The following is a 23,846-nucleotide window of genomic DNA, read 5'->3' as shown; positions in this document are numbered from 1 at the left end:
GAGGCACGCGACGGGGTATCAACATATCTGGCGTTGACTTTTGGCACGCTGTTGAGTTCTCAAGGAACGGACGCTACCTTCGAGACCGTTTCACCGGCCCCTCCGGGCTTTCCCTTCGTTGTGTCTCCGACTCTAGCAGAAGCTATTAGGTCGGAATTACCATCCGCCGTTCGGGGACACGAATGCCCCGCGCAAGATTTCTCTTGGCTTGGCTGAAGTGTCTTCGTCTGGCGAAGTAGTAACCATCTCCGTCGATCACGTCCGGATGTCCGGTTCGTGACAACCGTTCTAACCTACCGCCCACCCCCATGGGCGTCAAATCAGGGGAAGGTCGAGGGCGGCGTGTCGAGGTCCTCCAGCTCTATCCCGGGGGCAGCGAGGACCACGTCGCCCGCGATGTGGACCTCGTGCTGGTCGCCGGTGGCCAGGTCGCTCACCAGAAAGTTATCCACAGGCAGAAAACCGCTGTCGGCCGGATGTGCTGTCCTGGTGATCAGGGACCACGACTGGTCAACAGTCAGGGGTGCGAGCACGGGGGGCCGGAATGACACGAGACGTACGCGGGTGGCGGGGCCGCCGGGTTCGAGGCGGAGGAGTCTCGCAGTGGCGATCAGGAATGCGGGCGAGGCGCCGGTGAAGGCGTGCGCGGGGGCGTTGCCCTCCTGCGCGTGGTCGCCGGTGGGATCGGTGCGGACCCAGGTGACGCCGTCGAGGGCGGCTGCCCGGACCTGCCAGGCGTGGGCATGGAGTTCCAGGCGGATGGGGCGGCCGAGTTCGTCGAGGGTCAGGTCGACGGAGCCGGCGTGATCGCCGCCGGGACCCGTGGTCTGCGCGGTGTAGCGCCAGCCGGAGGGGCCGGTGGCGCAGTGGAAGTGTTCTTCTCCCAAGGGGGTGTGGTCATGAGTGTCGTGGAGCGAGTAACGGCCGCGGGGCATGGTGGGTTCTCGGGATCTGGCGAGGCCCCCGCCTCGACGGGGAGACGGGGGCCTGCGCGGTTCGGTTCGGCCTGGTCGGGCCGGACGGTGGGGACGTGTCGCTCAGTAGCGGTAGTGGTCGGGCTTGTAGGGGCCTTCGACCTTCACGCCGATGTAGGAGGCCTGCTCGGGCCGCAGGGTGGTGAGCCGGACGCCGAGTGCGTCGAGGTGCAGCCGGGCGACCTTCTCGTCGAGGTGCTTGGGCAGCACGTAGACGCCGATCGGGTATTCCTCGGGCTTCGTGAACAGCTCGACCTGCGCCAGCGTCTGGTCCGTGAAGGAGTTGGACATGACGAAGGAGGGGTGGCCGGTGGCGTTGCCGAGGTTGAGCAGCCGGCCCTCGGACAGCACGATCAGGACCTTGCCGTCGGAGAAGGTCCAGGTGTGGACCTGGGGCTTGACCTCGTCCTTCACGATGCCGGGGATCTTCGCGAGGCCGGCCATGTCGATCTCGTTGTCGAAGTGGCCGATGTTCCCGACGATCGCCTGGTGCTTCATCCTGGCCATGTCGGAGGCCATGATGATGTCCCGGTTGCCGGTGGTGGTGACGAAGATGTCGGCCGTCTCGACCACGTCGTCGAGCGTGGCGACCTGGTAGCCGTCCATCGCCGCCTGGAGCGCGCAGATCGGGTCGATCTCGGTGACGATGACGCGGGCGCCCTGGCCGCGCAGCGACTCGGCGCAGCCCTTGCCGACGTCGCCGTAGCCGCAGATGACGGCGACCTTGCCGCCGATCAGGACGTCGGTGGCGCGGTTGATGCCGTCGACCAGGGAGTGCCGGCAGCCGTACTTGTTGTCGAACTTCGACTTCGTCACCGCGTCGTTGACGTTGATCGCCGGGAAGAGCAGCGTGCCTTCCTGCTGCATCTCGTAGAGGCGGTGGACGCCGGTGGTGGTCTCCTCGGTGACCCCGCGGATCTCGGAGGCGAGCTGGGTCCACTTCTGCGGGCTCGCCGCGAGGGTGCGGCGCAGCAGGGCGAGGACGTAGCCGTGCTCCTCGCTGTCCTCCGCGGTGGCGGCGGGGACGGCGCCCGCCTTCTCGAACTCGACGCCCTGGTGCACGAGCAGGGTGGCGTCGCCACCGTCGTCCAGGATCATGTTCGGGCCGCCGGTGGGTGTGTTGGGCCAGGTCAGCGCCTGTTCCGTGCACCACCAGTACTCTTCGAGGCTTTCGCCCTTCCAGGCGAAGACGGGGATGCCCCGGGGGTTGTCGGGGGTGCCGTCAGGGCCGACCGCGATGGCCGCGGCGGCGTGGTCCTGGGTGGAGAAGATGTTGCAGGACGCCCAGCGGACCTCGGCGCCGAGGGCGACCAGGGTCTCGATGAGGACGGCGGTCTGCACGGTCATGTGCAGCGAGCCGGTGACACGGGCGCCGGCGAGCGGCTGGCTGGCGGCGTATTCCGCGCGCAGGGACATCAGGCCGGGCATCTCGTGCTCGGCGAGGGTGATCTCCTTGCGGCCGAAGGCCGCAAGGGAGAGGTCCGCGACCTTGAAGTCGGTGGCGGTAGTCGTCATTCGGGCTGCTCCTCGGTGCGATCGAGGTGGACGGGGGTGTGGCGCGGTCACAAGGCGGCAACAGGTGCGACCGGCTGCGGGCGGACCTGTCCCCTTGCGGCAGCGCAACCCGTCGGAGGCCCTCTCTCCCTCGGCCGGTCACCGTGCGGTGACCGCCCGACCGCCATCAGCAGCGACGTCTGGCTGGGAACGAATCTACACCGGTCGGCCGATCCGTCGCAGTCCATCGGGGTCAGCGGCCGCCGGGCGTCTGGTCGGGGTCGGGGCCGGCCGCAGCGGCGGTGTCGCTGTAGATGTCGGGTTCGAGGTAGATGACGCGGGCGAAGGGTTCTGCGGCGCGGATGCGTTCCTCGGCGGCGTCGATGGCGCGGGCGACCTCGGCGGCGGTGTCGTCGTGCTTGACGGCGATCTTGGCGGCGACCAGCAGTTCTTCGGGGCCGAGGTGCAGGGTGCGCATGTGGATGATGCCGGTGACGGTGTCGCCCGCGACCACGGCCGCGCGGATGCGGGCCAGGGAGTCCGCTCCCGCGCCTTCGCCGAGCAGCAGGGACTTCGTCTCAGCCGCGAGCACGAGGGCGATGCAGATGAGCAGGGTCCCGATGCACAGGGTGCCGACGCCGTCCCAGACGCCGCTGCCGGTGGCCAGCGCGATGCCGACGCCGAGCAGGGCGAGGACCAGGCCGATGAGGGCGCCGAAGTCCTCCAGCAGGACGACCGGGAGTTCCGGTGCCTTGGCGCGGCGGATGAACTCGACCCACGACAGGGTCCCGCGCGTGGGGTTGGACTCCTTGACGGCGGTACGGAAGGAGAAACCCTCGGCGGCGATGGCGAAGATCAGGACGCCGACCGGCCAGTACCAGTGGTCGACCGGGTGCGGGTGGCGGATCTTCTCGTAGCCCTCGTAGAGGGCGAACATGCCGCCCACGGAGAACAGGACGATCGAGACGAGGAATGCGTAGATGTAGCGTTCCCTGCCGTAGCCGAACGGGTGTTCCTCATTGGCTGCCTGCTTGGCCTTCTTGCCCCCGATGAGGAGCAGTGCCTGGTTGCCGGAGTCGGCGAGGGAGTGCACGCCTTCCGCGAGCATCGAGGAGGAGCCGCTGAACGCGAATGCCACGAACTTCGCCGCGGCGATGGCGAGGTTGGCGCTCAGCGCCGCGACGATCGCTCTGCTTCCGCCTGAGGCGCTCATAAGTGCTGGGTGTCCCTTCCGTCGGCCCGGGCGGCTGGCTCGCCGTGTCGGGCACTGCGGACGGACATTGTTGCAGTCCGCGCCGCGGTCGGTGTCTCAGGCCGCCACGGTGGCGCGGAAGACGGTGCCTTCGCCGCTGAGTTCGGTGCGTTCGCCGGCCGGGATCCAGCAGGACTCGCCGCGGCCGAGGGTCAGTGTGCTGCCGTCCTCGGCGCTCAGCAGCGCCTGCCCCGCGGTGCACAGCAGGATCTGCGGGGTGCCCTGGTCGAGAGTGCGTGGGCCGGAGCCGGCGGCGAGGACGTAGCGGGAGAGCCGGAATTCGTCGATGGGGGCGGCGTACAGCTCCTCACCGTCGGGAGCGGCCTCGGGGCGCAGCACGCCGGGGTCGCCGGCTTCGAAGCGGACGACGCGCAGGAGTTCGGGCACGTCGATGTGTTTGGGGGTGAGACCGCAGCGCAGCACGTTGTCGGAGTTGGCCATGATTTCGACGCCGAGGCCGTCGAGGTAGGCGTGCGGGACGCCGGCGCCGAGGTAGAGGGCTTCGCCTGGCTGGAGTTGCACATGGTTGAGCAGCATCGCGGCGATGACACCGCGGTCGCCGGGGAAGCTGTGGGCGGCCTTGGCGTAGACGGCGTAGGCCGCGGCGTACGGGGTGTCGGTGGTGGCCAGGCGGGCGGCGGCCTCGGCGGCGGCGTGGACGGTGTCGGCCGTCGCGGCGGGGTCGGCGCCGAGGACGGCGGCGAGGACCTCGCGCAGCGCCCGGTCCTCGGGGTGGGCGCGCAGGATGTCGGCGTAGGGGGCGAGGGCGCCGACACCGAGGGCGTCGATGAGCGCGGCGGCGTCGGCGGGCCGGCGGAATCCGCACAGTCCGTCGAAGGAGGACAGCGCCACCAGCATTTCGGGCTTGTGGTTGGCGTCCTTGTAGGTGCGGTGCGGGGCGTCGAGCGGGATGCCGCGGGCTTCCTCGTCGGCGTATCCGGCCCTGGCCTGGGCGAGGTCGGGGTGGACCTGGACGGACAGCGGTGCGCCGGCGGCGAGCAGCTTGAGCAGGAAGGGGAGCCGGGGGCCGAAGCGCTTGACGGTGGCGTCGCCCAGTTCCGCGGTGGGGTCGGCGTCGATGAGGGCGTCGAGCGGGACGGGGCCTTCGCCGCGGTCGACGCGGGAGGGTGCGCCGGGGTGGGCGCCCATCCACAGTTCGGCCTGGGGCTCGCCGGTGGGCGCGGTGCCGAGGAGTTCGGGGATGGCGGTGGTGGAGCCCCAGGCGTAGGGGCGGACGGTGTTGAGGAGGCGGTTCATGCCGGTCATGGTCTCTCGGTCGAGGCGACGGCCAGATATACGGCGGCGAAGTCGGTCAGGGCGAGCAGGGACGCCGCGACGTGCAGATCGCTGCCGCCGGGAGCGGCGATCTCGCTCAGCGGGGTGTCGTGGGCGTAGGCCTGTTCGCGGGCGGCGGGGGCCGCCGAGCCCGGCTGGTCGGGGGCTTCCTGGAGCAGCACGATCCGCAGCCGGAGCCCGTCGGATTCCTCGACGCGGTCGCGGAAGAAGTCGTCGGGGTCCGCGGTGAGGGCATGCACGCCGGCCTGGAGCGGGCCGTGGGCGGTGAGGGCGGCGGGCAGCTCCGCGCTCAGTGCCGGGCGGCCGGCCCGGGTGGCGAGGACGGTCGCGAAGCGGCGGGCGCCGGCGGCGGCTATCCGGCCCTGGCTCCACAGCAGCGGGAGGGCGTCGTCCAATTCCGCGGCGAGTGTTTTGGCCGGGTTGGTGTAGGTGGCGATGGCGGGTCCGCAGCGGGCGGCCACCTCGTCCAGGGTGTCGGCGAGGGCGTGGAGTTCGCTTGTCGGTGCGTTGATCAGGCCGAGCCGGTCGGTCAGGGCGAGCAGCGGGGTGAGCAGCGCCCAGAAGGCGCCGGCGTCGGCGGGTGTGTCGCTGGTGGAGCCGTTGCTCTCGGCAGCGGCGAAGGGCAGGGCCAGGCCGCGGACCTGCGCGACCGCGTCGGCCAGTGGTGCCTTGGCCGGGGTGACGGCGGCGGCGGTGCAGCCGCGGCGGTAGGCCTGCTCGACCAGGTCGGTGAGGCCCTGTTCCGTGCCGTGCGGGGAGATCAGGAGCAGCAGGTCGAGCGATCCCACCCAGCCGGGCAGGGTCCAGCGGGCCTGCTCGGGGGACGGTCCCGTCGGGGTGAGCGCCTCGACGGGGCAGCTGCCCGAGCCGAGCGCGGTCAGCAGGTCGGCGACCCCGGCGGCGTCGGGCCCGCTGCCGGCCACCAGGACCGTACGGGGCCGGCCGTCGGGCTTCAGCGCGGTCACGCCCGCCTCTTCCGCGAGCCGCAGCGCGGTGCGGACCCGGGCGCCGGAGGCGGCGACTCCGCGGAGCAGTCCGCGGGTGTCTGCGCGGGCCAGCCCCTCGGGGTCCTCCAGCAGCGACTCGTCGAACAATGCGACCTCCGGGTCGTGACATCGTGATGCGGTCGGACGGGGTGCGGGTGCGGTGGTGCGCGGCCGGTCAGCCGGGGCGGCGGGCCTCGTCCACCAGCAGCACCGGAATGTCGTCCCTGACCGGGTAGGCCAGGCCGCAGGTGTCGGAGGTGCAGACCAGCTCCGCGGCGTCCACGTCCTCGCGGAGCGTGGCGTGGCAGGCCGGGCAGGCGAGGATGTCCAGAAGGCTGGCTTCGACGAGCGGCATGTGCGGTGTCCTCCGGGCGGTGTGCGGCGGGCGGGTGCCGACCGGGCCGTGTGCGGTGTGTGCGGACAGCCACGGGCCGGAGTCCGGGGCGCCCGCCGGACGAATGCCCCGGCCTTTGTCCGCCAGCCTATCCCCGCGCGCCTCGCCGGAGCACGGGGCCGGGGCGAGGCGGCGGGACGGGGCGGCGGGGTTCAGCCGTTCACGAGCGCGAGCACCTGGTCGCGGATACGGGCGACGGCCTCGTCGTCCGCGGCTTCGACATTGAGCCGCAGCAGCGGTTCCGTGTTGGACGCCCGCAGGTTGAACCACCAGTCGGCGGCGCTGACGGTGAGCCCGTCGAGTTCGTCGAAGGTGACGCCGTCCTGGCCGGCGAAGGCGGCGCGGACCGCTGCCGTACGCCCCTGCTGGTCGGCGACGGTGCTGTTGATCTCGCCGGAGGAGGCGTAGCGGTCGTAGTCGGCGACCAGGGCGGACAGCGGCCCGTCCTGGCCGCCGAGGGCGGCCAGCAGGTGCAGCGCGGCGAGCATGCCGGTGTCGGCGTTCCAGAAGTCGCGGAAGTAGTAGTGCGCGGAGTGCTCGCCGCCGAAGACCGCACCGGTTGCGGCCATCTCCTGCTTGATGAAGGAGTGGCCGACCCGGGTGCGTACCGGGCTGCCGCCGTGCTCCTTGACGACCTCGGGCACCGAGCGTGAGGTGATCAGGTTGTGGATGATCGTGGCGCCGGGGTGCGCGGCCAGTTCGCGGGCGGCGACCAGGGCGGTGACTGCGGACGGCGGCACCCCTTCGCCGCGCTCGTCCACGGCGAAACAGCGGTCGGCGTCGCCGTCGAAGGCCAGGCCGAGGTCGGCACCGGTCTCGCGCACCCGGGCCTGAAGGTCGACGAGATTCTTCGGGTCGAGCGGGTTGGCCTCGTGGTTGGGGAAGGTGCCGTCCAGCTCGAAGTACATCGGGACCAGGTCGACCGGCAGGCCGGCCAGTACGGTCGGCACGGTGTGGCCGCCCATGCCGTTGCCCGCGTCGACCACGACTTTCAGCGGCCGCATGCCCGACAGGTCGACCAGTGACCGCAGGAAGTCGGCGTAGTCGCCGAGCACATCGCGGTCGCCGACGGTGCCGGGGACGGCCGCGCCGGGCGGCACGCCGGTCTCCAGCCACTTCTCGGCGAGCGCGCGGATGTCGGCGAGGCCGGTGTCCTGGCCGACGGGCGCGGCGCCGGCCCGGCACATCTTGATGCCGTTGTACTGCGCCGGGTTGTGGCTCGCGGTGAACATGGCGCCGGGCAGGCCGAGCCGCCCGCTGGCGAAGTACAGCTCGTCGGTGGAGCACAGCCCGATGCGGGTGACGTCCACGCCGCGGGAGGCGGCACCGCGGGCGAAGGCGTCGGACAGGCCGGGGGACGAGGGCCGCATGTCGTGCCCGACGACAATGGCGTCGGCTCCGGTGACGGTGACGAAGGCCGTGCCGAAGATCTCAGCGAGCGGGATGTCCCACTGATCGGGTACGACTCCGCGTACGTCGTAGGCCTTGACCAGCTGCGACAAATCGGCCACTGCACACCTCTGCTGTACGGGGTCGCGGAGATCGGACGGAACGGCGCGGCAATATGCCGCGGTTCCGGCCACAACCTACCCCGGGGGGCATACGCCCGTTCCGCACGGGGGCAGGAGCTGGGGGGCGGCGCGGAGTCCTACTCCGGCGAGCGGAGCACCCGCAGATGGCCGCGGCGGGCGACTTCCAGCGGGTCGATGTCGCGGGCGCCGGGCCGGGTGCGCTCCTGCGGGCGGGCCGCCTCGCGCACGGCGTTGGCAAGCGCTTCCAGGTCGTCGCCGCTGGGCCGCACAGGACCGGTGTCGACGGCGAGCCGGACGACTTCCCAGCCGCGGGGCGCGGTGAGCCGCTCGGAGTGCTCGGAGCACAGGTCGTAGCAGTGCGGTTCCGCGTAGGTGGCGAGGGGGCCGAGGACGGCCGTGGAGTCCGCGTAGACGTACGTCAGCGTCGCGACGGCGGGGCGGCCGCAAGCGGTGCGCGAACAGCGACGTACAGGGCTCACGAGGTTGGACGGTACCGCACTCTTGAGCGGGCCGCGACGACTCTCCCCAGGCTCACCCGGTCGTGTCGTGGCGGCGCCGCTTTCCCGCCCTGCGCCGCCCCTGTGGCGGCCACCTGCGGCGATGCCGGGACCGCCGGAGGTACGTACCAAACGCGGCCCGGCGCCCGTCACGGTGGCCGGCGGCGTCCCAGGGCGCCAGGTGGCGCGTTTCCGTCACTTCTGTGGCTTGATGCGGCCTGAACCTCGGCGTGGGATGACGATAAGGGGACCGCGTTCATTCGGGTCGCGACACGGCGCGGGGCGGCGGCTAGGCTCACGCTGATGGACAGTCCCGCTCCGCCTCCCTCCGATCCGCGTCCGCGGCACCGCGACCGGCACGGCCGCGGCATGCGCGGCCCCATCGCGCCGCCGCAGGTGCCGCTCGCGGTCAGCCGCGCCGACGCCTTCGACGACCTGGTCAGAGACGCCGCCGACCGGCTGGAGCGGCGCTGGCCGCAGCTGGCGGACGTGGAATTCGCGGTGCAGGAGGTGCCCTGGCCGCAGGACGGTACGGCCGACGGCGACGCGGTGCCGCTGGGGCGGCTGGTGGGTGCGGACAAGGGGCGGCCGAGCCGGATCGTGGTCTACCGGCGGCCGGTGGAGATCCGGGCCAAGAGCCGCGACGAGCGGGCGCTGCTGGTCCACGAGGTGGTGGTCGAGCAGGTCGCGGAACTCCTCGGCCTCTCCCCAGAGAACGTCGACCCGAAGTACGGCGAGGACTGACGTCTCCCGACGCCGGTCCTCCCCTGCGCCGCTACTTGTTGAGGATGGCCAGGTCGGCGCCGGCCTGCGGCACCTCGACCATGCCGCGGTCGTCCGGCAGCGGCTGGATGGTGAACATCGGTACGCCGCCCAGCGGCAGCGCCAGCATCCGCGAGGCGTAGACGAGGCCGCCGGAGAGCCGTTGCACGGTCACCGCGTAGCCGCCCTTCCCCTGGGAGGGCGGCTGCGGCTGCAGGGACAGGCTGGTGCCCGCCTTGACGATGACGGTTTTGGTCACCGTGGTCCCGCCGGTCGGCCCGGGCGACGAGGTGACCTTCACGCTGGCGTCCTTGCCGACGGCCATCAGGGTCAGCGTCGAGGCCTTGCCGCGGTTGTCGGCGACGGTGGCCCGGGTGTCGATGGCAGGGGTCGCGGGCAGGAAGGCCAGCTCCTGCTTGTCGCCCTTGCCGCGGGTGACGCGCAGGCCCACCACGACAGGGACGGGCGAATGGACGGTGCTCGATCCGACGACCAGTGAACCCGCCTCGCCCTTGGTGACGTCCCCGAGGTCGGCCGTGGCGGTCATCCCCGCCTTGACGTGCAGCGTCTCGTGGTCGGCCGGGGAGATCAGACCGGTCGAGGTGGCGAGCTTGATGGTCAGGTCGGCGTCGTCGGAGCCGGTCGCGTACGCCACCAGGTGCACGGCGGTGGCGTCGGCCGGGATGCCGGGCATGACGAGCGAGGTGGCGGGCTCGGCGGCGGGCGGCAGCCAGTCCGTGCCGATCTTGTTGTCGGTGGCCTGGACGGCGGCGCCGACCCGGCCGCTGCGGACGACGACGTGCACGGTCAGGTCCGCGACCTTGTCGGCGACCAGCGTGGACAGCAGCACCGGCTTGGAGCCCTTGCCGGGGACCGTGATGCCGTCGCCTGTCGACGCCTTGAGCAGACCGTCCTTGCCGTACATCTCGATGTCGACGACCGCGGGGGCATCGTCGGGGTCCACCAGGTGCAGGTAGTCCTGCCGGCCGGTCGCGGTGCTGGCACCGGGGAACCAGAATTCGCTGTCCGGGGTGACGCAGGAGGTGCCGAGCAGCCCGCGGCCGGGTCCCGAGTCCACCACGGTGGTCTGCTCGACCGCCCAGCCGGGGGCCAGCGGCCCGTCGGCGGTGCCGATCAGGGCGGGCGCCTCGGGCTTGTCCGTCGTATAGGTGACGGATTTGCCGGTCTGCTTGAGCGGCGCGAGCGGCTTGGCCTTGTCGGCGGCGGGGACCAGCTCCGCGCTGCCCGTACCGCCGGCGCCGCCGCGTGGCGTCGAAGGGGTGAACGACGTGTAGGTGGTGTTCGCGAATTCCGACGGGGACGGCGCGGGGCACACCACGGTGCTGCGCTGCACCGGCAGCCGGGTCACCGCGCCCTCGGGGGCGGCGGCCGAGTCGCTGCCGCCGGTCAGGGAGGCGGCGCCGGTGAGGACGGCGAGCGCGACGACGGCGCCGCCCAGGGAGAGGGTGGTGCGGTTCACTGGTGGTCGCTCCCGTCACGGCGCTGGTCGCCTTCTGCGTAGTACGGCTCGGCGTCGCCATATGCCGCGGGGTCGGCGTAACCGCCCTGGTCGCCGTAGCGCGCCTGGTCGCCGTAGCCAGTCACCGTGCCGTCCTGCGGTGGCTGCTGCCCCTGCTGTGCGTAGGGGTCGTAGCCGGGCTGCGGCGGGACGTAGCCGTACGGGTCGCCGTAGCCGGTGTTCTGCTGCTCGTAGCCGCTCTGTCCCGCGGGGTAGGGCTGCTGCTCCCACTGCTGGTCGGGGTAGGGCGCGTAGTAGGGCTCCGCGCCCTGGCCGCCGGCGTCGGGGGCCGGGACGGCGTACGGGTCGTAGCCGCCCTCGGCCGGGTCGTAGCCGGCCGCGGCGGGGTCGTACGGCGCGGCTTGCGCGTCGTACGGGTTGTGCTGCGGCGGCGGTCCGGGGTCGCCCTCGGGGGAGTCAGGCCCGGCGTCGTCCTGGGCGCTGCTCGCGGCGGCCTCGGCCTCTGCCGCGGCCTGGAGGCGGCGGGCCCTGCGGCCTTCGCCGCCGGCCTGGGCCGGGATGTCGGCGGCGAGGGCGCCCTCGGCGTCCGGGAGGTCGTCGTCGACCTCGCGGCGGCGGCCCGGCAGGGCGAGGACGACGGTGACGAGCAGCAGCAGGGCCTGCACGCCCAGCCAGCCGACGTGGGCGACGGGCTCCTTGAAGGTGACGTCGAGCCGTCCGCCGGAGGCGGGCAGTTCGAAGCCCTGGGCCCACCCGTCGACCGTGGTCGGCGTCAGACTGGCGCCGTCGAGGCTGGCCTGCCAGCCGCCCGACGCGGAGTCGGCGAGCCGCAGCACGCGGCCCTGCGGGCCCGGAGGCAGCTTGGTGTGCGCCTCGACGCGGCCCGAGGGGACGGCGACGGGCTGCGCGCCCCTGGCGGTGATCGTCAGCCGGGAGACGGTCGTGTCGACCCGCCACAGCTCGCTGCCGTCGGCCTGGCTGACGCGGGACAGGCCGGGGGTGCTGTCCATGACGCGGGACAGGGCGCGGGGCGTGCCCTTCTGCGCGAGGACGTAGCGGACGGCGTAGCCGGCGAGCCTGCTGCCCTGGTCGGCGCCCGAGCCGGCCACCAGGTTGGCGACGAGGGTGTCCAAGGTGGCGTCACGGCGGGCCTGCGCGGCCAATTCCGCGTCGCCGATGCGGACGCCCGCGCCGCGGACCAGTGCGTAGGCGACATGGCCTTCGGTGCCGCTGAGGACCAGGGTGCGGGCCTGGTCGCCGCTGGTGCTCTCCTCGGCGACGAAAGCGGGCACCTGCTGCGGGTCGCGGCGGTCGAGGGGTCCGTCGGCGCCGTGCGCGACCCAGGTGAAGGCGGCGAGCAGCGGCGCGGCGGCGGCGGCGAAGGCGATCAGGCCGGCGACGGGCTGCCGCCAGCCGAATCCGCTGGCGGCGATCCGCTCGTTGGCGCCTTCCGCGCCGACCGCGGCTGCTGCCAGCAGTGCCAGGCCGTAGACGAGTGTGGCGGGTCCCGCCCATGCCTTGCCGTTCTCGATGACGGCGAAGAGCAGGCCGGTCGCGGCGACGGCCCAGGCCGCGATGATCGCGGTACGCCGGGTGTCGCGCAGCAGCGCGGCGAGCGCGGCCAGCACCAGGCCGACCAGCAGGACACCGCCGGAGGCCTTGGGGCCGCCGGGGCTGAGCAGCAGCAGGTCAAGGCCCGACGCGTCCTTGGCGCCGCCGTACGGCAGGCCCGCCTCGTGGAGCAGCCGTCCCGGGTGCGACAGCAGCGTCAGCGACCAGGGGGCGAGCAGCACGATCGGGGTGATGATCAGCGCGGCGAAGCGCAGCAGGTGCGGTACGAGCAGGGCGCCGCGGCCGGTGGCCATCCGCCAGGCGACGGTCGCGGCGGCGAGAACCAGTGCAATGGGCCACGTGATCGGGGTGAAGGCGGTGGTGAAGGTGAGCATCAGGGCCAGTGCCCAGGTGGCGCGCCAGCCGGGCCTGGCGCCGCGGTCCAGGGCGGCGGCGCCGAGCTGGAGCCCGGCGCAGGCGACCGCGGCGCGGGCCATCAGCGGCAGCAGGATGGCCAGGACGGCGGTGCCGAGACGGCCCGTGGCGAGCGCGCCGGTCGCGGCCGGCAGGAAGGCGTAGGCGACCGAGGCCCAGGCGCGCAGCAGCCGTGATTCGACCAGCGGGCGGGACGCGAAGTAGGCGGCGAAGCCGGCCAGCGGCACCGACGCGACCAGCAGCAGGGTCAGGGTGAGGCCGGTGGAACCGAACAGCACGGTCGAGAACAGGCCGAGGACGGCGAGGTAGGGCGGCGCGGACTCGGTGCCGCCGGTGCCGAGGGAGTGCCAGGCCCCGGTGTAGCTGCGCCACAGGTCGGAGGCGCCGGGGTCGGAGGGCAGCAGGGCGCCGCCGGCCAGCGAGCCGCCGCCGAGCAGGGAGCGGCAGGCGGCCAGCGAGACGACCAGCAGCACCGCGAAGAGCACGGGGCCCGGTTTGCGGGCGATCCGCTTGAGCCGGGCGAACTGCTCGATCTCCAGGAAGTCGCCGCTGTCGTCGTCACCCGGTCCGGACTCGACGGCGCCGCCGTGGCGTCCTGCCGCGGCGGTGGCGGCGTCGGCGCGGCCCCCGATGTTGCTGACGACCTGGTCGACGGTGGCGCGTACGGTCGCGCCTGGCGGCGGGAAGAGCGGCCGCAGCTCGGAGGGGGCGACGGTGCCCGCGCCGCGCCTGCGGCGGGCGCCGAGCACCCGCCCGGGGCGCAGCAGGACGCCGAGCAGGCCGACGATCTCGTCGACGGCCTGTCCTGGCACCTTGCCGACGAGATAGGCGAGGGTGCGCAGCAATGTGCCGAGGACTATGCGCAGGGCGACGTACGGCAGCAGTGGGCCGCGGGTGTTGGCGAGCAGCGTGTAGACCGCACCGGCCTTGTCGACCCGGTGCGGGTTGACGGCGGAGCGGCCCGCGCAGTCCACCGGGCGGCGCTCGCGGGAGGCGGCCTCGGCGTGCCACAGCACGGCGTCGGGGGCGACGAGCACGGTGTGGCCCGCGCTCTGTGCGCGCCAGCAGAAGTCGACGTCGTCGCGCATGAGGGGCAGTCGGCGGTCGAAGCCGCCCAGCTCCTCCCACACGTCGCGGCGGACCAGCATGCCGGCGGACGACACCGACAGCACCGGGCGCACCTGGTCGTGCTGGCCCTGGTCCTGTTCGCGGCGTTCGAGCGCGGTCCAGCGGCGGCCGCTGCGGGCGATGCTGACGCCGACTTCGAGCAGCTGCTTGCGGTCGTACCAGCTGCGCAGCTTGGGGCCGATGATGGCGGCGGACGGCGAGCTGTCGGCGACCCGCAGCAGGCCGGCGAGGGCGCCGGGGTCGGGCTCGCAGTCGTCGTGCAGCAGCCACAGCCACTGGACGGGTTCGCCGTACGGCTGTTGGGGCTCGTCGTAGACGTCGTCGTTCCAGCTGCGGGTGGCGGGGTCCCAGCCGCTGCGGCGGATCAGGTACGGCAGCTGCTCCGCGGTGAGCGGTACGGCGGTACGGGCGGCCTCCTCGACCGCGGCGCCGAAGCTCGTACGCCGGGCCAGGTGCAGGACGCGCTGGTCGCCGAGTGATTCGGCGAGCAGCCGCGCGGAGTCGTCGGCGCTGCCGGTGTCGGCGGCGATGACGTCCTGGACCGGGCGGTCCTGGGCGAGCAGACCTGCGAGGGACTTGGGCAGCCAGCGCGCGCCGTCGTGCGCTACCAGCACGGCGGTGACGACATGGCGCGGGAACTCAGGGGTGCCGGCAGGGTGGGCGGCCGGTGCTGGGCTGTTCACGGGCATCGAGGTTCTGGCCCCGGTTCGCTGGACTGCGGTGGACGCTGGCGCCCGCTCGCGGCGGGGTTGCATCTCGGACGGCCACCCACACTAACGGCTTACGCGGACACCACCGGCCTGGCGTGAGCACAGTGTGAGAACAACAGCAGCCCGTCGGTCGCGTCCGGGGACGCGGCGGGCGGGCTGCGGAGCAGGCGTACGAGCGGTGGCAGATGGCCGGGCTTGCCGCTGCTCAGGGGCCGGCCGGGATCCTGTGCGGATGGCGTGCGGGTCAGACGACGCCCTTCTTGAGCCGGCGGCGCTCCCGCTCCGACAGGCCGCCCCAGATACCGAAGCGCTCGTCGTTGGCGAGGGCGTATTCCAGGCAGTCGGAACGGACTTCGCAAGCGAGGCAGACCTTTTTCGCCTCACGCGTGGAACCGCCCTTTTCGGGGAAGAACGACTCGGGGTCGGTCTGCGCACACAGCGCGCGCTCCTGCCAGCCGAGTTCCTCGTCGGCCTCTTCGGCCAGCAGCAACTGGAACTGCTCGGTCATGCGCGCCCCTCGTCTGTCGTGCTTCCCCGTGATGTGGGCCGTCACCATGTGCGGCTTAACGACACGAGTGAAATTACAAGTGCGCCGATCCGGGCCAGTCAAGCCGAGATCTGCTATTGGGTCCGTTATTCACTCCGCTGAACCAAGGGGTGACGGAAAGTGTTGTTATCGGGCTAAAAGCATGGATCCGTCAACCGTGGTCCGATCGCTCCACCACTCACACGTCGTCAGACGCTGCGGCAACGTCGCACGTTCCACCCGTACGGATGAAGCGCCGCGGATCACATTTCGATCACAGGAGCGCGCGGTCACCGGGGAACGGTCGGACATGTACGCGACGACGGACTGCGCGTCGCGCGGTTTCCCCAGCTCGGTTGCGTCCGGTGAGCGGAATACCGCGGTGCACGGATGTCGCTGCACCTGTCCCCACATACCCACGCACAAACCTTTCAGCAGCGCGCAGCGCCGGATCAGGTGAAAGAAAAGCAATATAACGGACATCCAGTTGACAGCGGGTCCGCCGGACAGGTCTTCTTGTACGCATGCCTGCCGAGCACCACGCGCCCTACCGGACCCGCCGTCGCGAGTCCTGCTGCGTCGCGCTCGCGCAGAACTGCTGTTGTTCCTGCCGCTGTCGCTGAGCCCCCTGTTCAGGACCTGTCATTCCGGTCCTGGCACCGCCCGCCACTCGTGCACACCCCAGGGACACACCTTCATGTACTCCGACGTCTCCATCGCCGGTGACCCGCTCGCCCTGCCCCACCTTCTCCCCCCGGTGCCGCAACACCCCGGCACCGTGGCGGAGTTCGCCGGACTCGCCCGCTCCATCGCCGCCGACCGCGGGCGATGGGCCCCCCTGGTGCGCTACGACGCCACCACCCGCTGGTACGCGCGCCTGCAGACCGGCCCCGGCTACGAGGTGTGGCTGCTCAGCTGGCTCCCGGGCCAGAGCAGCGGGCTGCACGACCACGGCGGTTCGTCGGGCGTACTGACCGTCCTGCAGGGCGCGCTGCGCGAACGCGCGCTCGGCGACCGCGGCGAGACCGTCCGCGCGCTCGCCGGGGGCGGCCAGCGCGCCTTCGCACCCGGCTATGTGCACGAGGTCGTCAACGACAGCCTGGAGCCCGCGGTCAGCCTGCACGTCTACTTCCCCGGCCTCACCGAGATGACGCCGTACGCCTGCACCTCCGCCGCGGGCGCGACGGCCGCCGCCCAGGTGACCGCGCAGGCCCCGGCCGGGCAGCAGCCGTAAGAGCCGCTTCGGCGGGCTGACAGACTGGGACCCATGCGAATCGTGGTTCTGGCCGGAGGAATCGGCGGGGCGCGCTTTCTGCGCGGTCTGCTGGCAGCGGCGCCGGAGGCGGAGATCACCGTCATCGGCAACACCGGAGACGACATCCATCTGTTCGGCTTGAAGGTCTGCCCCGACCTCGACACCGTGATGTACACCCTGGGCGGCGGCATCCACGAGGAGCAGGGCTGGGGCCGGGCCGACGAGACCTTCACCGTGAAGGAGGAGCTGGCCGCGTACGGGGTGGGACCGGAGTGGTTCGGCCTGGGCGACCGGGACTTCGCCACGCACATCGTCCGGACCCAGATGCTGGCCGCCGGCTATCCGCTCAGCGCCGTCACCGAGGCCCTGTGCGCCCGCTGGAAGCCGGGCGTCCGGCTGATCCCGATGTCGGACGACCGGATCGAGACCCACGTCCTGATCGAGACCGACGGCGAGCGCAAGGCGGTCCACTTCCAGGAATACTGGGTACGGCTGCGCGCCGCGGTCCCGGCGCACGCCGTCGTGGCGGTCGGGGCGGACGCGGCCAAGCCCGCGCCCGGAGTGCTGGAGGCCATCGGCGCGGCCGACGTCATCGTCTTCCCGCCGTCGAATCCGGTGGTGAGCATCGGCACGATCCTGGCCGTGCCCGGCGTCCGTGAGGCGATCGCGGAGGCCGGGGTGCCGGTGGTCGGCCTGTCGCCGATCATCGGCGACGCGCCCGTGCGCGGTATGGCCGACAAGGTGCTGGCCGCGGTCGGCGTGGAGTCCACGGCCGCCGCGGTCGCCGCGCACTACGGCTCCGGCCTGCTCGACGGCTGGCTGGTCGACACCGTCGACGCGGGCGCCGTCGCACCGGTGGAGGCGGCCGGCATCCGCTGCCGGGCGGTCCCGCTGCTGATGACCGGGCGCGAGGCGACCACGCGGATGGCGCGCGAGGCGCTGACGCTCGCCGAAGAGGTACGGGAGGTACGGGCATGAGCACGCCGCGCGTCGAGGTCTTCGCCCTCGCGGGCATCGGCGAGGTCCAGCCGGGCGCGGACATCGCCAAGCTCATCGCCGCCACCGCGGTCGAACTGGCCGACGGCGACATCGTGCTGGTCACGTCCAAGATCGTCAGCAAGGCCGAGGGCCGCCTGGTGCACGCCGGCGACCGGGAGGCCGCGATCGACGCCGAGGCCGTACGGCTGGTGGCGCGCCGCGGAACGACCAGGATCGTCGAGTCCCGGCACGGCTTCGTCATGGCCGCGGCCGGCGTCGACGCGTCCAACACCGCGCCCGGCACCGTCCTGCTGCTACCCGAGGATCCCGACGCCTCCGCCCGCCGGATCAGGACCGGGCTGCGCGACGGCCTCGGCGTCAACGTCGGCGTCGTCGTCACCGACACCTTCGGGCGACCCTGGCGCGAGGGGCTCACCGATGTCGCGATCGGCGCCGCGGGCGTCGCCGTCCTGGAGGACCTGCGCGGCCGGGCGGACTCGCACGGCAATCCGCTGCATATGACCGTGACCGCCACGGCCGACGAACTGGCCGCGGCCGGCGACCTGGTCAAGGGCAAGGCGACCGGCCGCCCGGTCGCCGTGGTCCGCGGACTGCCCGGCACGGTCCTCCCGCCGGAGACCGCCGACGCGGACGACGCCGGGGCCCGGCCGCTGGTGCGCACTGCCGCCAACGACATGTTCCGGCTCGGCACATCGGAGGCCGTACGGGAGGCGGTGTCGCTGCGCCGCACGGTGCGCGACTTCGCCGACACCCCGGTGGAACCCGCGGCCGTCCGGCGGGCGGTCGCCCTCGCGGTGACCGCGCCCGCGCCGCACCACACCACGCCGTGGCGTTTCGTGCTGCTGGAGACGCCCGAGGTACGCGAGCGGCTGCTCGACGCCATGCGTGACGCCTGGGCGGCGGACCTGCAGCGGGACGGCTTCTCGGAGGAGAGCGTCGCCCGGCGGCTGCGGCGCGGCGACGTATTGCGCCGGGCGCCGTATCTTGCCGTGCCGTGCCTGGTCGCCGACGGCGCCCACGCCTATCCCGACGCCCGGCGCTCCCAGGCGGAGCGCGAGATGTTCGTGGTCGCCGCCGGTGCGGGTGTGCAGAATTTCCTCGTCGCCCTGGCCGGCGAACAGCTCGGCTCCGCATGGGTGTCGTCCACGATGTTCTGCCGCGATGTGGTGCGTTCCGTCCTCGACCTGCCGCCGAACTGGGACCCGATGGGCGCGGTGGCCATCGGCCGCCCGTCCACCGCGCCCGCGCCGCGGGTGCCGCGCGGGGCCGACGCCTTCATCGCAGTGCGCTGAGCGAGTCGCGGTGGACACCCGGCCCACGGCGGCGGCCCGGCGCTCGGCCCGCGCTCAGGAGTGGCGGGTCGGCGGGTTCGGAGCCAGGCGGGGGCCGTGCCGGGGCGGGCTCGGCGCGGCCAGCAGGATCAGCCGGGCGGCCCGGTGGCGCTGGCCCGCGTAGGGGGCCAGCAGGTCGAGCATCGTGGCGTCGTCCGACCGCCGCGCGCCGGTCAGCGCGTAGCCGATGTGGTGCGGCAGGTGCAGGTCGCCGACCGTGACCGCGTCCGGGGCGCCGTGGCTGCGCTGCAGCGTCTCCGCGGCCGTCCACGGGCCGATGCCGGGCACGCTCTGCAGCCGGGTGCCCGCCTCCTGCGGCGGCAGCGACGTCAGCGCGTCCAGCCTGGGCCCCAGGCGGGCCGCCCGCAGGACCGCGGACGCGCGCTTGTCGTCCACCCCGGCGCAGTGCCAGTCCCACGACGGCACCCGCGCCCAGCCGCGTGCGTCGGGCATCACCCGCATACGGCCGGCCGGGCCCGGCGCCGGCTCACCGTGCTGGAGCAGCAGCAGCCGCCAGGCACGGTAGGCCTCCGCCGTGGTCACCTTCTGTTCGAGCACCGACGGGATCAGCGCCTCCAGTACGAGCCCGGTCCTGGTCAGCCGCAGGCCCGGATGACGCCGGTGCGCCGCGTGCACGATCCGGTGCCGGGGGGTGAACGCCGCCGGGTCGTCGCCGTCGCCGAGCAGCGCGGGCAGCGCGTCGAGCAGCCACTCCGCGCCCGGGCCCCACGCCTCGGCCTCCATTGCGGCCGCGCTGCCCCGCAGCCGCAGTGTGCCGGGGCCCGCGGGAGTACGGCTGGCCCGCCAGAAGGTGCCGTCGGCGTCGACCCGGAACGCCGGGTCGCCCGGACCGCGGCGCAGCGGCATGAGCGTACGGCGTACGTCGAGGGGTCCTCGCGGGGTCAGGGCACGGATACGCCCCCGCTCCGGCCTGGGGGCGGGGACGCCGCCGGTGAGGCGCGGTCGCGGTGAAGGCACCCGCCCGAGGGTAGCCGCCGCCGTACCCCGGCACGGCCGGTAGCCTGGCCGGCGTGACGTCACCCACCCGGGAAACCCCCGCCGGCCTGCTCGCCTCCGCCCTGCGCACCGATCCGGCACGGCCGCTGATCACCTTCTACGACGACGCCACGGGTGAGCGGGTCGAACTGTCGGTCGCCACCTTCGGGAACTGGGTCGCGAAGACCGCGAATCTCCTGCAGGACGAGTTGGGGGCGCAGCCCGGCGACCGGCTGGCGCTGCTGCTGCCCGCGCACTGGCAGACGGCGGTGTGGGTACTGGCCGGGTTCTCCACCGGCGTGGTGGTCGCGCCGGGCGCGGACCCCGGCACCGCCGACCTCGTCGTCAGCGGACCCGACACCCTGGAGCGGGCGCGGGCCTGCGGCGGGGAGCGGGTGGCGCTGGCGCTGCGCCCGCTCGGCGGGCGCTTCCCGCAGCCGCCCGCGGGCTTTCTCGACTACGCCGTCGAGGTGCCCGGGCAGGGCGACCGCTTCGTGCCGTACGCGCCGGTGGGCGCGGGCTCGCCGGCGCTCGAACTCGCCGGCGAGGGCACGATGACCGCCGGGGAGGTCGTGGAACGGGCCGTCGCCTCGGCCGAGGCGTACCGGCTGGCGCCGGGGGCGCGGGTGCTGTCCCGGCTGCCCTTGGACAGCTGGCCCGGTCTGGCGGCGGGGCTCCTCGCGCCGCTCGCGATCGGCGGTTCCGTCGTCCTGTGCAGGAACGCCTCCGGCTTGGGGGCGGAGGAGGTTGCCACTCGGGAGGCGGCGGAGCGGGTCACTCTCACGGTGTAGCGCCGCGCTCTGGCCGGGGCCGCGGGGGCGGGGGGTGCGGCTTGCGGTGGGCCTCGCCAACTGCCGCGCCATCGGGGCTGGGCGCGCAGTTCCCCGCGCCCCTGGGTGGGTGGCACTTGCCGTGGCCCCGCCACCTGCCGCGCCCGTGGCCCTCGGTGGGGGCTGCTCCTCGCGTTCGTAAGGCTGGCTGAGCAAGTGGGCAGGTGGACGCAACCAAGGGGCGGATTCGACTGTCTGAACGAGTGACGTGCGGGCACACGAGCCCGGGGTGCCGGCGGACGAGGGATGGGCGGGGACGTGACGACGTCAGCAGAGCCTCCGGAGGAGGACCCTACGGAGTCGGATCCGCAGTCGGATCCGCAGCCTGGACCCAAGCCGCAGGCGCAGCCCGGACCTCAGCCGGACTCCGAGTCCGGGCCGGGCCCCGAGCCTGAGTCCGAGCCAAAGGTTCAGGCGGAGCCCGCACCTGAGGCGGGCGCGGACCCGCAGCCGGAGGCCCGGGCCAAGGCGGGACCTGAACCGGACCCCGAGGCCGAGGCGGAGCCTGAGCCGGGTCCTGAGCCCGGAGCTGAGGCAGAGCCCGACCTCGGCCCCGCGCCCGGGGCGGAGCCGGAGCCGGAGCCGGAGCCGGAGGCAGGGTCGCAGGTGCAGCCAGAGCCTCTGGCGGGGCTGGAGGCGTACCCGGAGGCCGGAGCCGCGCCGGAGGCGGGCCGGCGGAGGTATCGGTGGGTCAAGCTGCTGGCGGCGGGCACCGCCGTGGCCGTGCTGGCCGGGGCCGGCGGCCTCTACTACTTGTACCAGCAGCTCGACGGGAACATCACCACGGACACGGTGACCGAGAACGACTTGAACGTACACGAGTCGGAGCGGCCGACGGAGGGGCCGACCTCCGCGGAGAACATCCTGCTGCTGGGCTCGGACAACCGCGGTGACGGCAACGGGAAGTACGGCCAGGACAGCGGCACCCAGCGCTCGGACACCGCGATCCTGCTGCACCTGGCCGCGGACCGGCACAGTGCGACGGCGATGAGCATTCCGCGCGACCTGATGGCGCACGTGCCGAGCTGCGACAAGCCGAACGGCGGCAAGACCGCGGCGCGGTTCGTGCAGTTCAACTGGGCCTTCGAATTCGGCGGTGCCGCCTGCACGATCCGGACTGTCGAGAACATGACGGGGATCCGGATCGACCATCACCTGATCGTGGACTTCTCCGGGTTCAAGAAGATCGTGAACGCGGTCGACGGCGTGGACGTGTGCCTGGCGGAGCCGGTGCACGACACGAAGGCGCACCTCGACCTGCCGGCCGGGCGGCAGACGCTGAACGGCGAACAGGCGCTCGGCTATGTGCGGTCCAGGCACGGCTTCGGCGACGGCAGCGACACCGAGCGGATGGACCGCCAGCAGGGCTTCCTCGGCTCGCTGTTCTCCAAGGTCAGCAGCAACGGCGTGCTGCTCAACCCGACCAAGGTCTACCCGGTGCTCTCGGCCGCGACCTCCTCGCTCACCGCTGACCCGGGCCTCGACTCGCTCAGCGAGCTGTACAGCCTGGCGCGGGACATCCAGCGGATACCGACCGGGCAGGTGCAGTTCCTGACACTGCCGCGGGAGCAGTACACGAAGGACCGCAACCGCGACCAGCTCGTGCAGCCCGCCGCCGGCCGGCTCTTCGCGGCGCTGCGCGACGACATGCCGGTGACGGTGACGCCGGACGGGAAATCGGGCAGCGGGACACCGGAGTCCGGTAAGCAGGACAGCGGGAAGCCGAAGAGCGGGAAGCCCGGCGCGACCGGCACACCCGCCAGGAGCGGCACGCCTGCCACCACGGGACCCACCTATCGGGGTACGACCGCCGATGCCGACATCTGCGGCAAAGCCTGATGAACTAAGATGAATGCCCGGCCGGCCGTGGAGGGAGGACCCGAGCGACCGTGGACACGGAGGACTCCGGGTACGTCGACCCGGCTGACCAGTGGGTGCTGGACCCGGCAACCGGCATGTACCAGCTGCGCCTTGACGCGCCGTCGGAGCCGGTGCCGGTGCCGCCCGCGCCCGCACCGGTCAGGCCCGCACCGGCGCGGCGGGCCGCGGTACGTACCCCGGCAGCCCGCGCGGGCCACGGCGGACGCAGGGCCGCCGCCCCCGCCGCCGGGTCGCGGCGCCGCAAGGCCAAGCCACGCAGGCCGCGCGCCCTGGCGTGGGCGGTCGGGACCACCTGCGCCGTGCTGGTCGCCGGTGTGACCGCGGGGATCGTCGTACTGCGGCAGGGCGACGGGCCCGGCATCCGTACCGTGGACATCGGTGCGGCCGGGAGCAAGGATCCTGTCCACGCCGGTGCGATGAACGTCCTGGTGCTCGGCGGCGGACCTGTGGGCGCCACCGCGGACACCGCCGTGCTGCTGCATGTGGCCGCGGACCGCGGCAATGCGACGGCGCTGGTCATTCCGCCGGCGCTGGTGACGGACATCCCGGACTGCCCGGTGGGCGGCGGGACAGTCAAGGGGGCCGAGCAGCAGCCGTTCTCCGCCGCGTTGACCGGGCGCGGCCCCGGCTGTGCGCTGCGGGTGGTGAAGCAGTTGACCGGGCTGCCGGTGGACCATGTGGTGCTGGTCGACTATGCGGCGGCGAAAGCGGCATCGACCGGTGTCGGGGCGGCGGACCTGTGCGTGGACCGTACGCTGGCCGTCCCGGGGACGCTGACGGCGCTGGCACGTACCGCGCCTGCCGCGCTCACCACGGACAGCCCGCTCGGCAGCGCAAAGGCGCTGGGCGCACTGGCCGACGCCATGGGTGCGGCCGACCCGAAGCACGTCACCTTTGTGACGGTGCCGGTGCGGGGCGGCACCGGTCCGCCGGTCGCCGACCAGGCCACGGCGTCGCAGCTCTACGCCCTGATGGCGCGTGATGTGTCCCTGTCCCCCGACCACCCCCCGGCGGCCGATCCGAAGCTGGCCGGCCCGAAGGCGACTCCGCACAACACCCGGGTGGAGATCTACAACGGCACGGGGGTCTTCGGCGCCTCCCAGGACGTGCTGAGCTGGCTGCAGAACACCCAGGGCGTCAACCGCTCCACCAATGGCGGCGACGCCCATGCGAAGGTGCCGCGGACCACGCTGCGGTATGCGCCGAACCAGGCCGACCAGGCGCGCTCGCTGGCCGCGATGATGGGCCTGCCCGCGTCCGCGCTGAGCCCGGGCGCCCAGGACGCGGCGCCCCGGGCGAACATGACGCTCACTCTGGGCGCGGACTTCACCGCGCCCGGTGTCCCGGTGGGGCCGCCCACCGCGCCGCCCAAGGGCGTACGGCTGACGCCCGCGTCAGGCGTCCACTGCTGACGGCGGCGGCGCGCGTCGGCCGCCGAGCCGGACATCTGCGGCAGAGCCCGGTGCAAGGCCGCTGAAAAACCACGCCACTTCCGAGAGGAATCGGGGGTTTTGTCCGGTGGCGAGGAGGGGAGATC

The 23,846-nt window shown here is 73.1% G+C and carries 19 protein-coding genes; 7 read left to right on the top strand and 12 right to left on the bottom strand.

Annotated elements, in window-relative coordinates; all coding sequences use genetic code 11:
* Positions 1-320: 320 nt before the first annotated feature.
* From V7E46_RS03545 to V7E46_RS03510, 8 genes are all read right to left on the bottom strand, one after another.
* Complete coding sequence (locus tag V7E46_RS03545) at positions 321-935, bottom strand: hypothetical protein (protein ID WP_333767013.1); 615 nt, start codon at positions 933-935, stop codon at positions 321-323.
* Between the two features lie 102 nt (positions 936-1,037).
* Positions 1,038-2,489, bottom strand: a complete 1,452-nt coding sequence (gene ahcY / locus V7E46_RS03540; RefSeq protein ID WP_333767012.1) for an adenosylhomocysteinase — start codon at positions 2,487-2,489, stop codon at positions 1,038-1,040.
* A 232-nt stretch (positions 2,490-2,721) separates the two neighbouring features.
* Positions 2,722-3,681, bottom strand: a complete 960-nt coding sequence (locus tag V7E46_RS03535) for a cation diffusion facilitator family transporter (RefSeq protein ID WP_333767011.1) — start codon at positions 3,679-3,681, stop codon at positions 2,722-2,724.
* A 96-nt stretch (positions 3,682-3,777) separates the two neighbouring features.
* Positions 3,778-4,977, bottom strand: coding sequence for a mannose-6-phosphate isomerase, class I (gene manA, locus V7E46_RS03530; protein WP_333767010.1), 1,200 nt, complete (start codon positions 4,975-4,977; stop codon positions 3,778-3,780).
* 5 nt (positions 4,978-4,982) lie between these two features.
* A complete protein-coding gene (locus V7E46_RS03525) occupies positions 4,983-6,110 on the bottom strand; it encodes an SIS domain-containing protein (protein WP_333767009.1) in 1,128 nt (375 codons plus the stop codon).
* Positions 6,111-6,177: 67 nt separating this feature from the next.
* A complete protein-coding gene (locus V7E46_RS03520) occupies positions 6,178-6,357 on the bottom strand; it encodes a Trm112 family protein (protein WP_329178534.1) in 180 nt (59 codons plus the stop codon).
* Between the two features lie 191 nt (positions 6,358-6,548).
* Positions 6,549-7,907, bottom strand: coding sequence for a phosphomannomutase/phosphoglucomutase (locus V7E46_RS03515; RefSeq protein WP_333767008.1), 1,359 nt, complete (start codon positions 7,905-7,907; stop codon positions 6,549-6,551).
* Positions 7,908-8,044: 137 nt separating this feature from the next.
* Positions 8,045-8,407 (bottom strand): DUF3499 domain-containing protein, encoded by a 363-nt coding sequence (locus V7E46_RS03510; protein ID WP_031519528.1) that lies wholly within the window; start codon positions 8,405-8,407, stop codon positions 8,045-8,047.
* 321 nt (positions 8,408-8,728) lie between these two features.
* Between V7E46_RS03510 and V7E46_RS03505 the strand changes: the two genes are divergently transcribed.
* The gene (locus V7E46_RS03505) at positions 8,729-9,169 is read left to right on the top strand and encodes a metallopeptidase family protein (protein ID WP_333767007.1); all 441 of its coding nucleotides are present in this window, start codon (positions 8,729-8,731) and stop codon (positions 9,167-9,169) included.
* Positions 9,170-9,200: 31 nt separating this feature from the next.
* Here the strand turns inward: V7E46_RS03505 and V7E46_RS03500 are convergent, their stop codons facing one another.
* From V7E46_RS03500 to V7E46_RS03490, 3 genes are all read right to left on the bottom strand, one after another.
* Entirely contained in the window at positions 9,201-10,667 is a 1,467-nt protein-coding gene (locus tag V7E46_RS03500) for a DUF5719 family protein (RefSeq protein WP_333767006.1), read from the bottom strand.
* Positions 10,664-14,470 (bottom strand): glycosyltransferase family 2 protein, encoded by a 3,807-nt coding sequence (locus V7E46_RS03495; protein WP_333767005.1) that lies wholly within the window; start codon positions 14,468-14,470, stop codon positions 10,664-10,666. The genes V7E46_RS03500 and V7E46_RS03495 overlap by 4 nt, the downstream gene beginning before the upstream one ends.
* Before the next feature lie 265 nt (positions 14,471-14,735).
* Positions 14,736-14,999 carry a WhiB family transcriptional regulator gene (locus V7E46_RS03490; RefSeq protein ID WP_031519519.1) on the bottom strand — a complete coding sequence of 88 codons (264 nt, stop codon included), beginning with the start codon at positions 14,997-14,999 and terminating at the stop codon, positions 14,736-14,738.
* A 715-nt stretch (positions 15,000-15,714) separates the two neighbouring features.
* On the opposite strand from V7E46_RS03490, the gene V7E46_RS03485 reads away from it, so the two are divergent.
* Genes V7E46_RS03485 through V7E46_RS03475 form a run of 3 tightly spaced genes read left to right on the top strand, consistent with a single transcriptional unit; the run spans position 15,715 to position 18,563 of the window.
* Complete coding sequence (locus tag V7E46_RS03485; protein WP_333767004.1) at positions 15,715-16,251, top strand: cysteine dioxygenase; 537 nt, start codon at positions 15,715-15,717, stop codon at positions 16,249-16,251.
* Positions 16,252-16,284: 33 nt separating this feature from the next.
* Positions 16,285-17,250, top strand: coding sequence for a 2-phospho-L-lactate transferase (gene cofD / locus V7E46_RS03480; protein WP_333767003.1), 966 nt, complete (start codon positions 16,285-16,287; stop codon positions 17,248-17,250).
* On the top strand, positions 17,247-18,563 hold the full coding sequence (locus V7E46_RS03475; protein WP_333767002.1) for a coenzyme F420-0:L-glutamate ligase: 1,317 nt from the start codon (positions 17,247-17,249) through the stop codon (positions 18,561-18,563). The genes cofD and V7E46_RS03475 overlap by 4 nt, the downstream gene beginning before the upstream one ends.
* 54 nt (positions 18,564-18,617) lie before the next feature.
* Here the strand turns inward: V7E46_RS03475 and V7E46_RS03470 are convergent, their stop codons facing one another.
* Positions 18,618-19,469: a DNA-3-methyladenine glycosylase family protein gene (locus tag V7E46_RS03470; protein ID WP_333767016.1), complete on the bottom strand. Its 852-nt coding sequence runs from the start codon at positions 19,467-19,469 to the stop codon at positions 18,618-18,620.
* A gap of 164 nt (positions 19,470-19,633) precedes the next feature.
* On the opposite strand from V7E46_RS03470, the gene V7E46_RS03465 reads away from it, so the two are divergent.
* The 3 genes from V7E46_RS03465 to V7E46_RS03455 all read left to right on the top strand — a co-directional run bounded on the left by V7E46_RS03465 (position 19,634) and on the right by V7E46_RS03455 (position 23,721).
* The gene (locus V7E46_RS03465) at positions 19,634-20,389 is read left to right on the top strand and encodes a TIGR03089 family protein (protein WP_333767001.1); all 756 of its coding nucleotides are present in this window, start codon (positions 19,634-19,636) and stop codon (positions 20,387-20,389) included.
* Positions 20,390-21,034: 645 nt separating this feature from the next.
* Complete coding sequence (locus V7E46_RS03460) at positions 21,035-22,267, top strand: LCP family protein (RefSeq protein ID WP_333767000.1); 1,233 nt, start codon at positions 21,035-21,037, stop codon at positions 22,265-22,267.
* A gap of 50 nt (positions 22,268-22,317) precedes the next feature.
* Positions 22,318-23,721 carry an LCP family protein gene (locus V7E46_RS03455; protein ID WP_333766999.1) on the top strand — a complete coding sequence of 468 codons (1,404 nt, stop codon included), beginning with the start codon at positions 22,318-22,320 and terminating at the stop codon, positions 23,719-23,721.
* Positions 23,722-23,846: the final 125 nt, after the last annotated feature.

This window comes from Streptomyces sp. IBSBF 2435, assembly GCF_036815005.1.
In the GTDB taxonomy this organism is placed as follows: domain Bacteria; phylum Actinomycetota; class Actinomycetes; order Streptomycetales; family Streptomycetaceae; genus Actinacidiphila.
Note: the sequence above shows the minus strand (reverse complement) of the source record. Positions and strands in the feature narration are given on the sequence as shown.

Coding starts and splice junctions, on each gene's coding strand:
- V7E46_RS03545 (WP_333767013.1), bottom strand. CDS start 935: ATGCCCCGCGGCCGTTACTCGCTCCACGACACTCATGACCACACCCCC.
- V7E46_RS03470 (WP_333767016.1), bottom strand. CDS start 19,469: ATGCCGCTGCGCCGCGGTCCGGGCGACCCGGCGTTCCGGGTCGACGCC.
- manA (WP_333767010.1), bottom strand. CDS start 4,977: ATGAACCGCCTCCTCAACACCGTCCGCCCCTACGCCTGGGGCTCCACC.
- V7E46_RS03475 (WP_333767002.1), top strand. CDS start 17,247: ATGAGCACGCCGCGCGTCGAGGTCTTCGCCCTCGCGGGCATCGGCGAG.
- V7E46_RS03535 (WP_333767011.1), bottom strand. CDS start 3,681: ATGAGCGCCTCAGGCGGAAGCAGAGCGATCGTCGCGGCGCTGAGCGCC.
- V7E46_RS03490 (WP_031519519.1), bottom strand. CDS start 14,999: ATGACCGAGCAGTTCCAGTTGCTGCTGGCCGAAGAGGCCGACGAGGAA.
- V7E46_RS03495 (WP_333767005.1), bottom strand. CDS start 14,470: ATGCCCGTGAACAGCCCAGCACCGGCCGCCCACCCTGCCGGCACCCCT.
- V7E46_RS03505 (WP_333767007.1), top strand. CDS start 8,729: ATGGACAGTCCCGCTCCGCCTCCCTCCGATCCGCGTCCGCGGCACCGC.
- ahcY (WP_333767012.1), bottom strand. CDS start 2,489: ATGACGACTACCGCCACCGACTTCAAGGTCGCGGACCTCTCCCTTGCG.
- V7E46_RS03485 (WP_333767004.1), top strand. CDS start 15,715: ATGTACTCCGACGTCTCCATCGCCGGTGACCCGCTCGCCCTGCCCCAC.
- V7E46_RS03520 (WP_329178534.1), bottom strand. CDS start 6,357: ATGCCGCTCGTCGAAGCCAGCCTTCTGGACATCCTCGCCTGCCCGGCC.
- cofD (WP_333767003.1), top strand. CDS start 16,285: ATGCGAATCGTGGTTCTGGCCGGAGGAATCGGCGGGGCGCGCTTTCTG.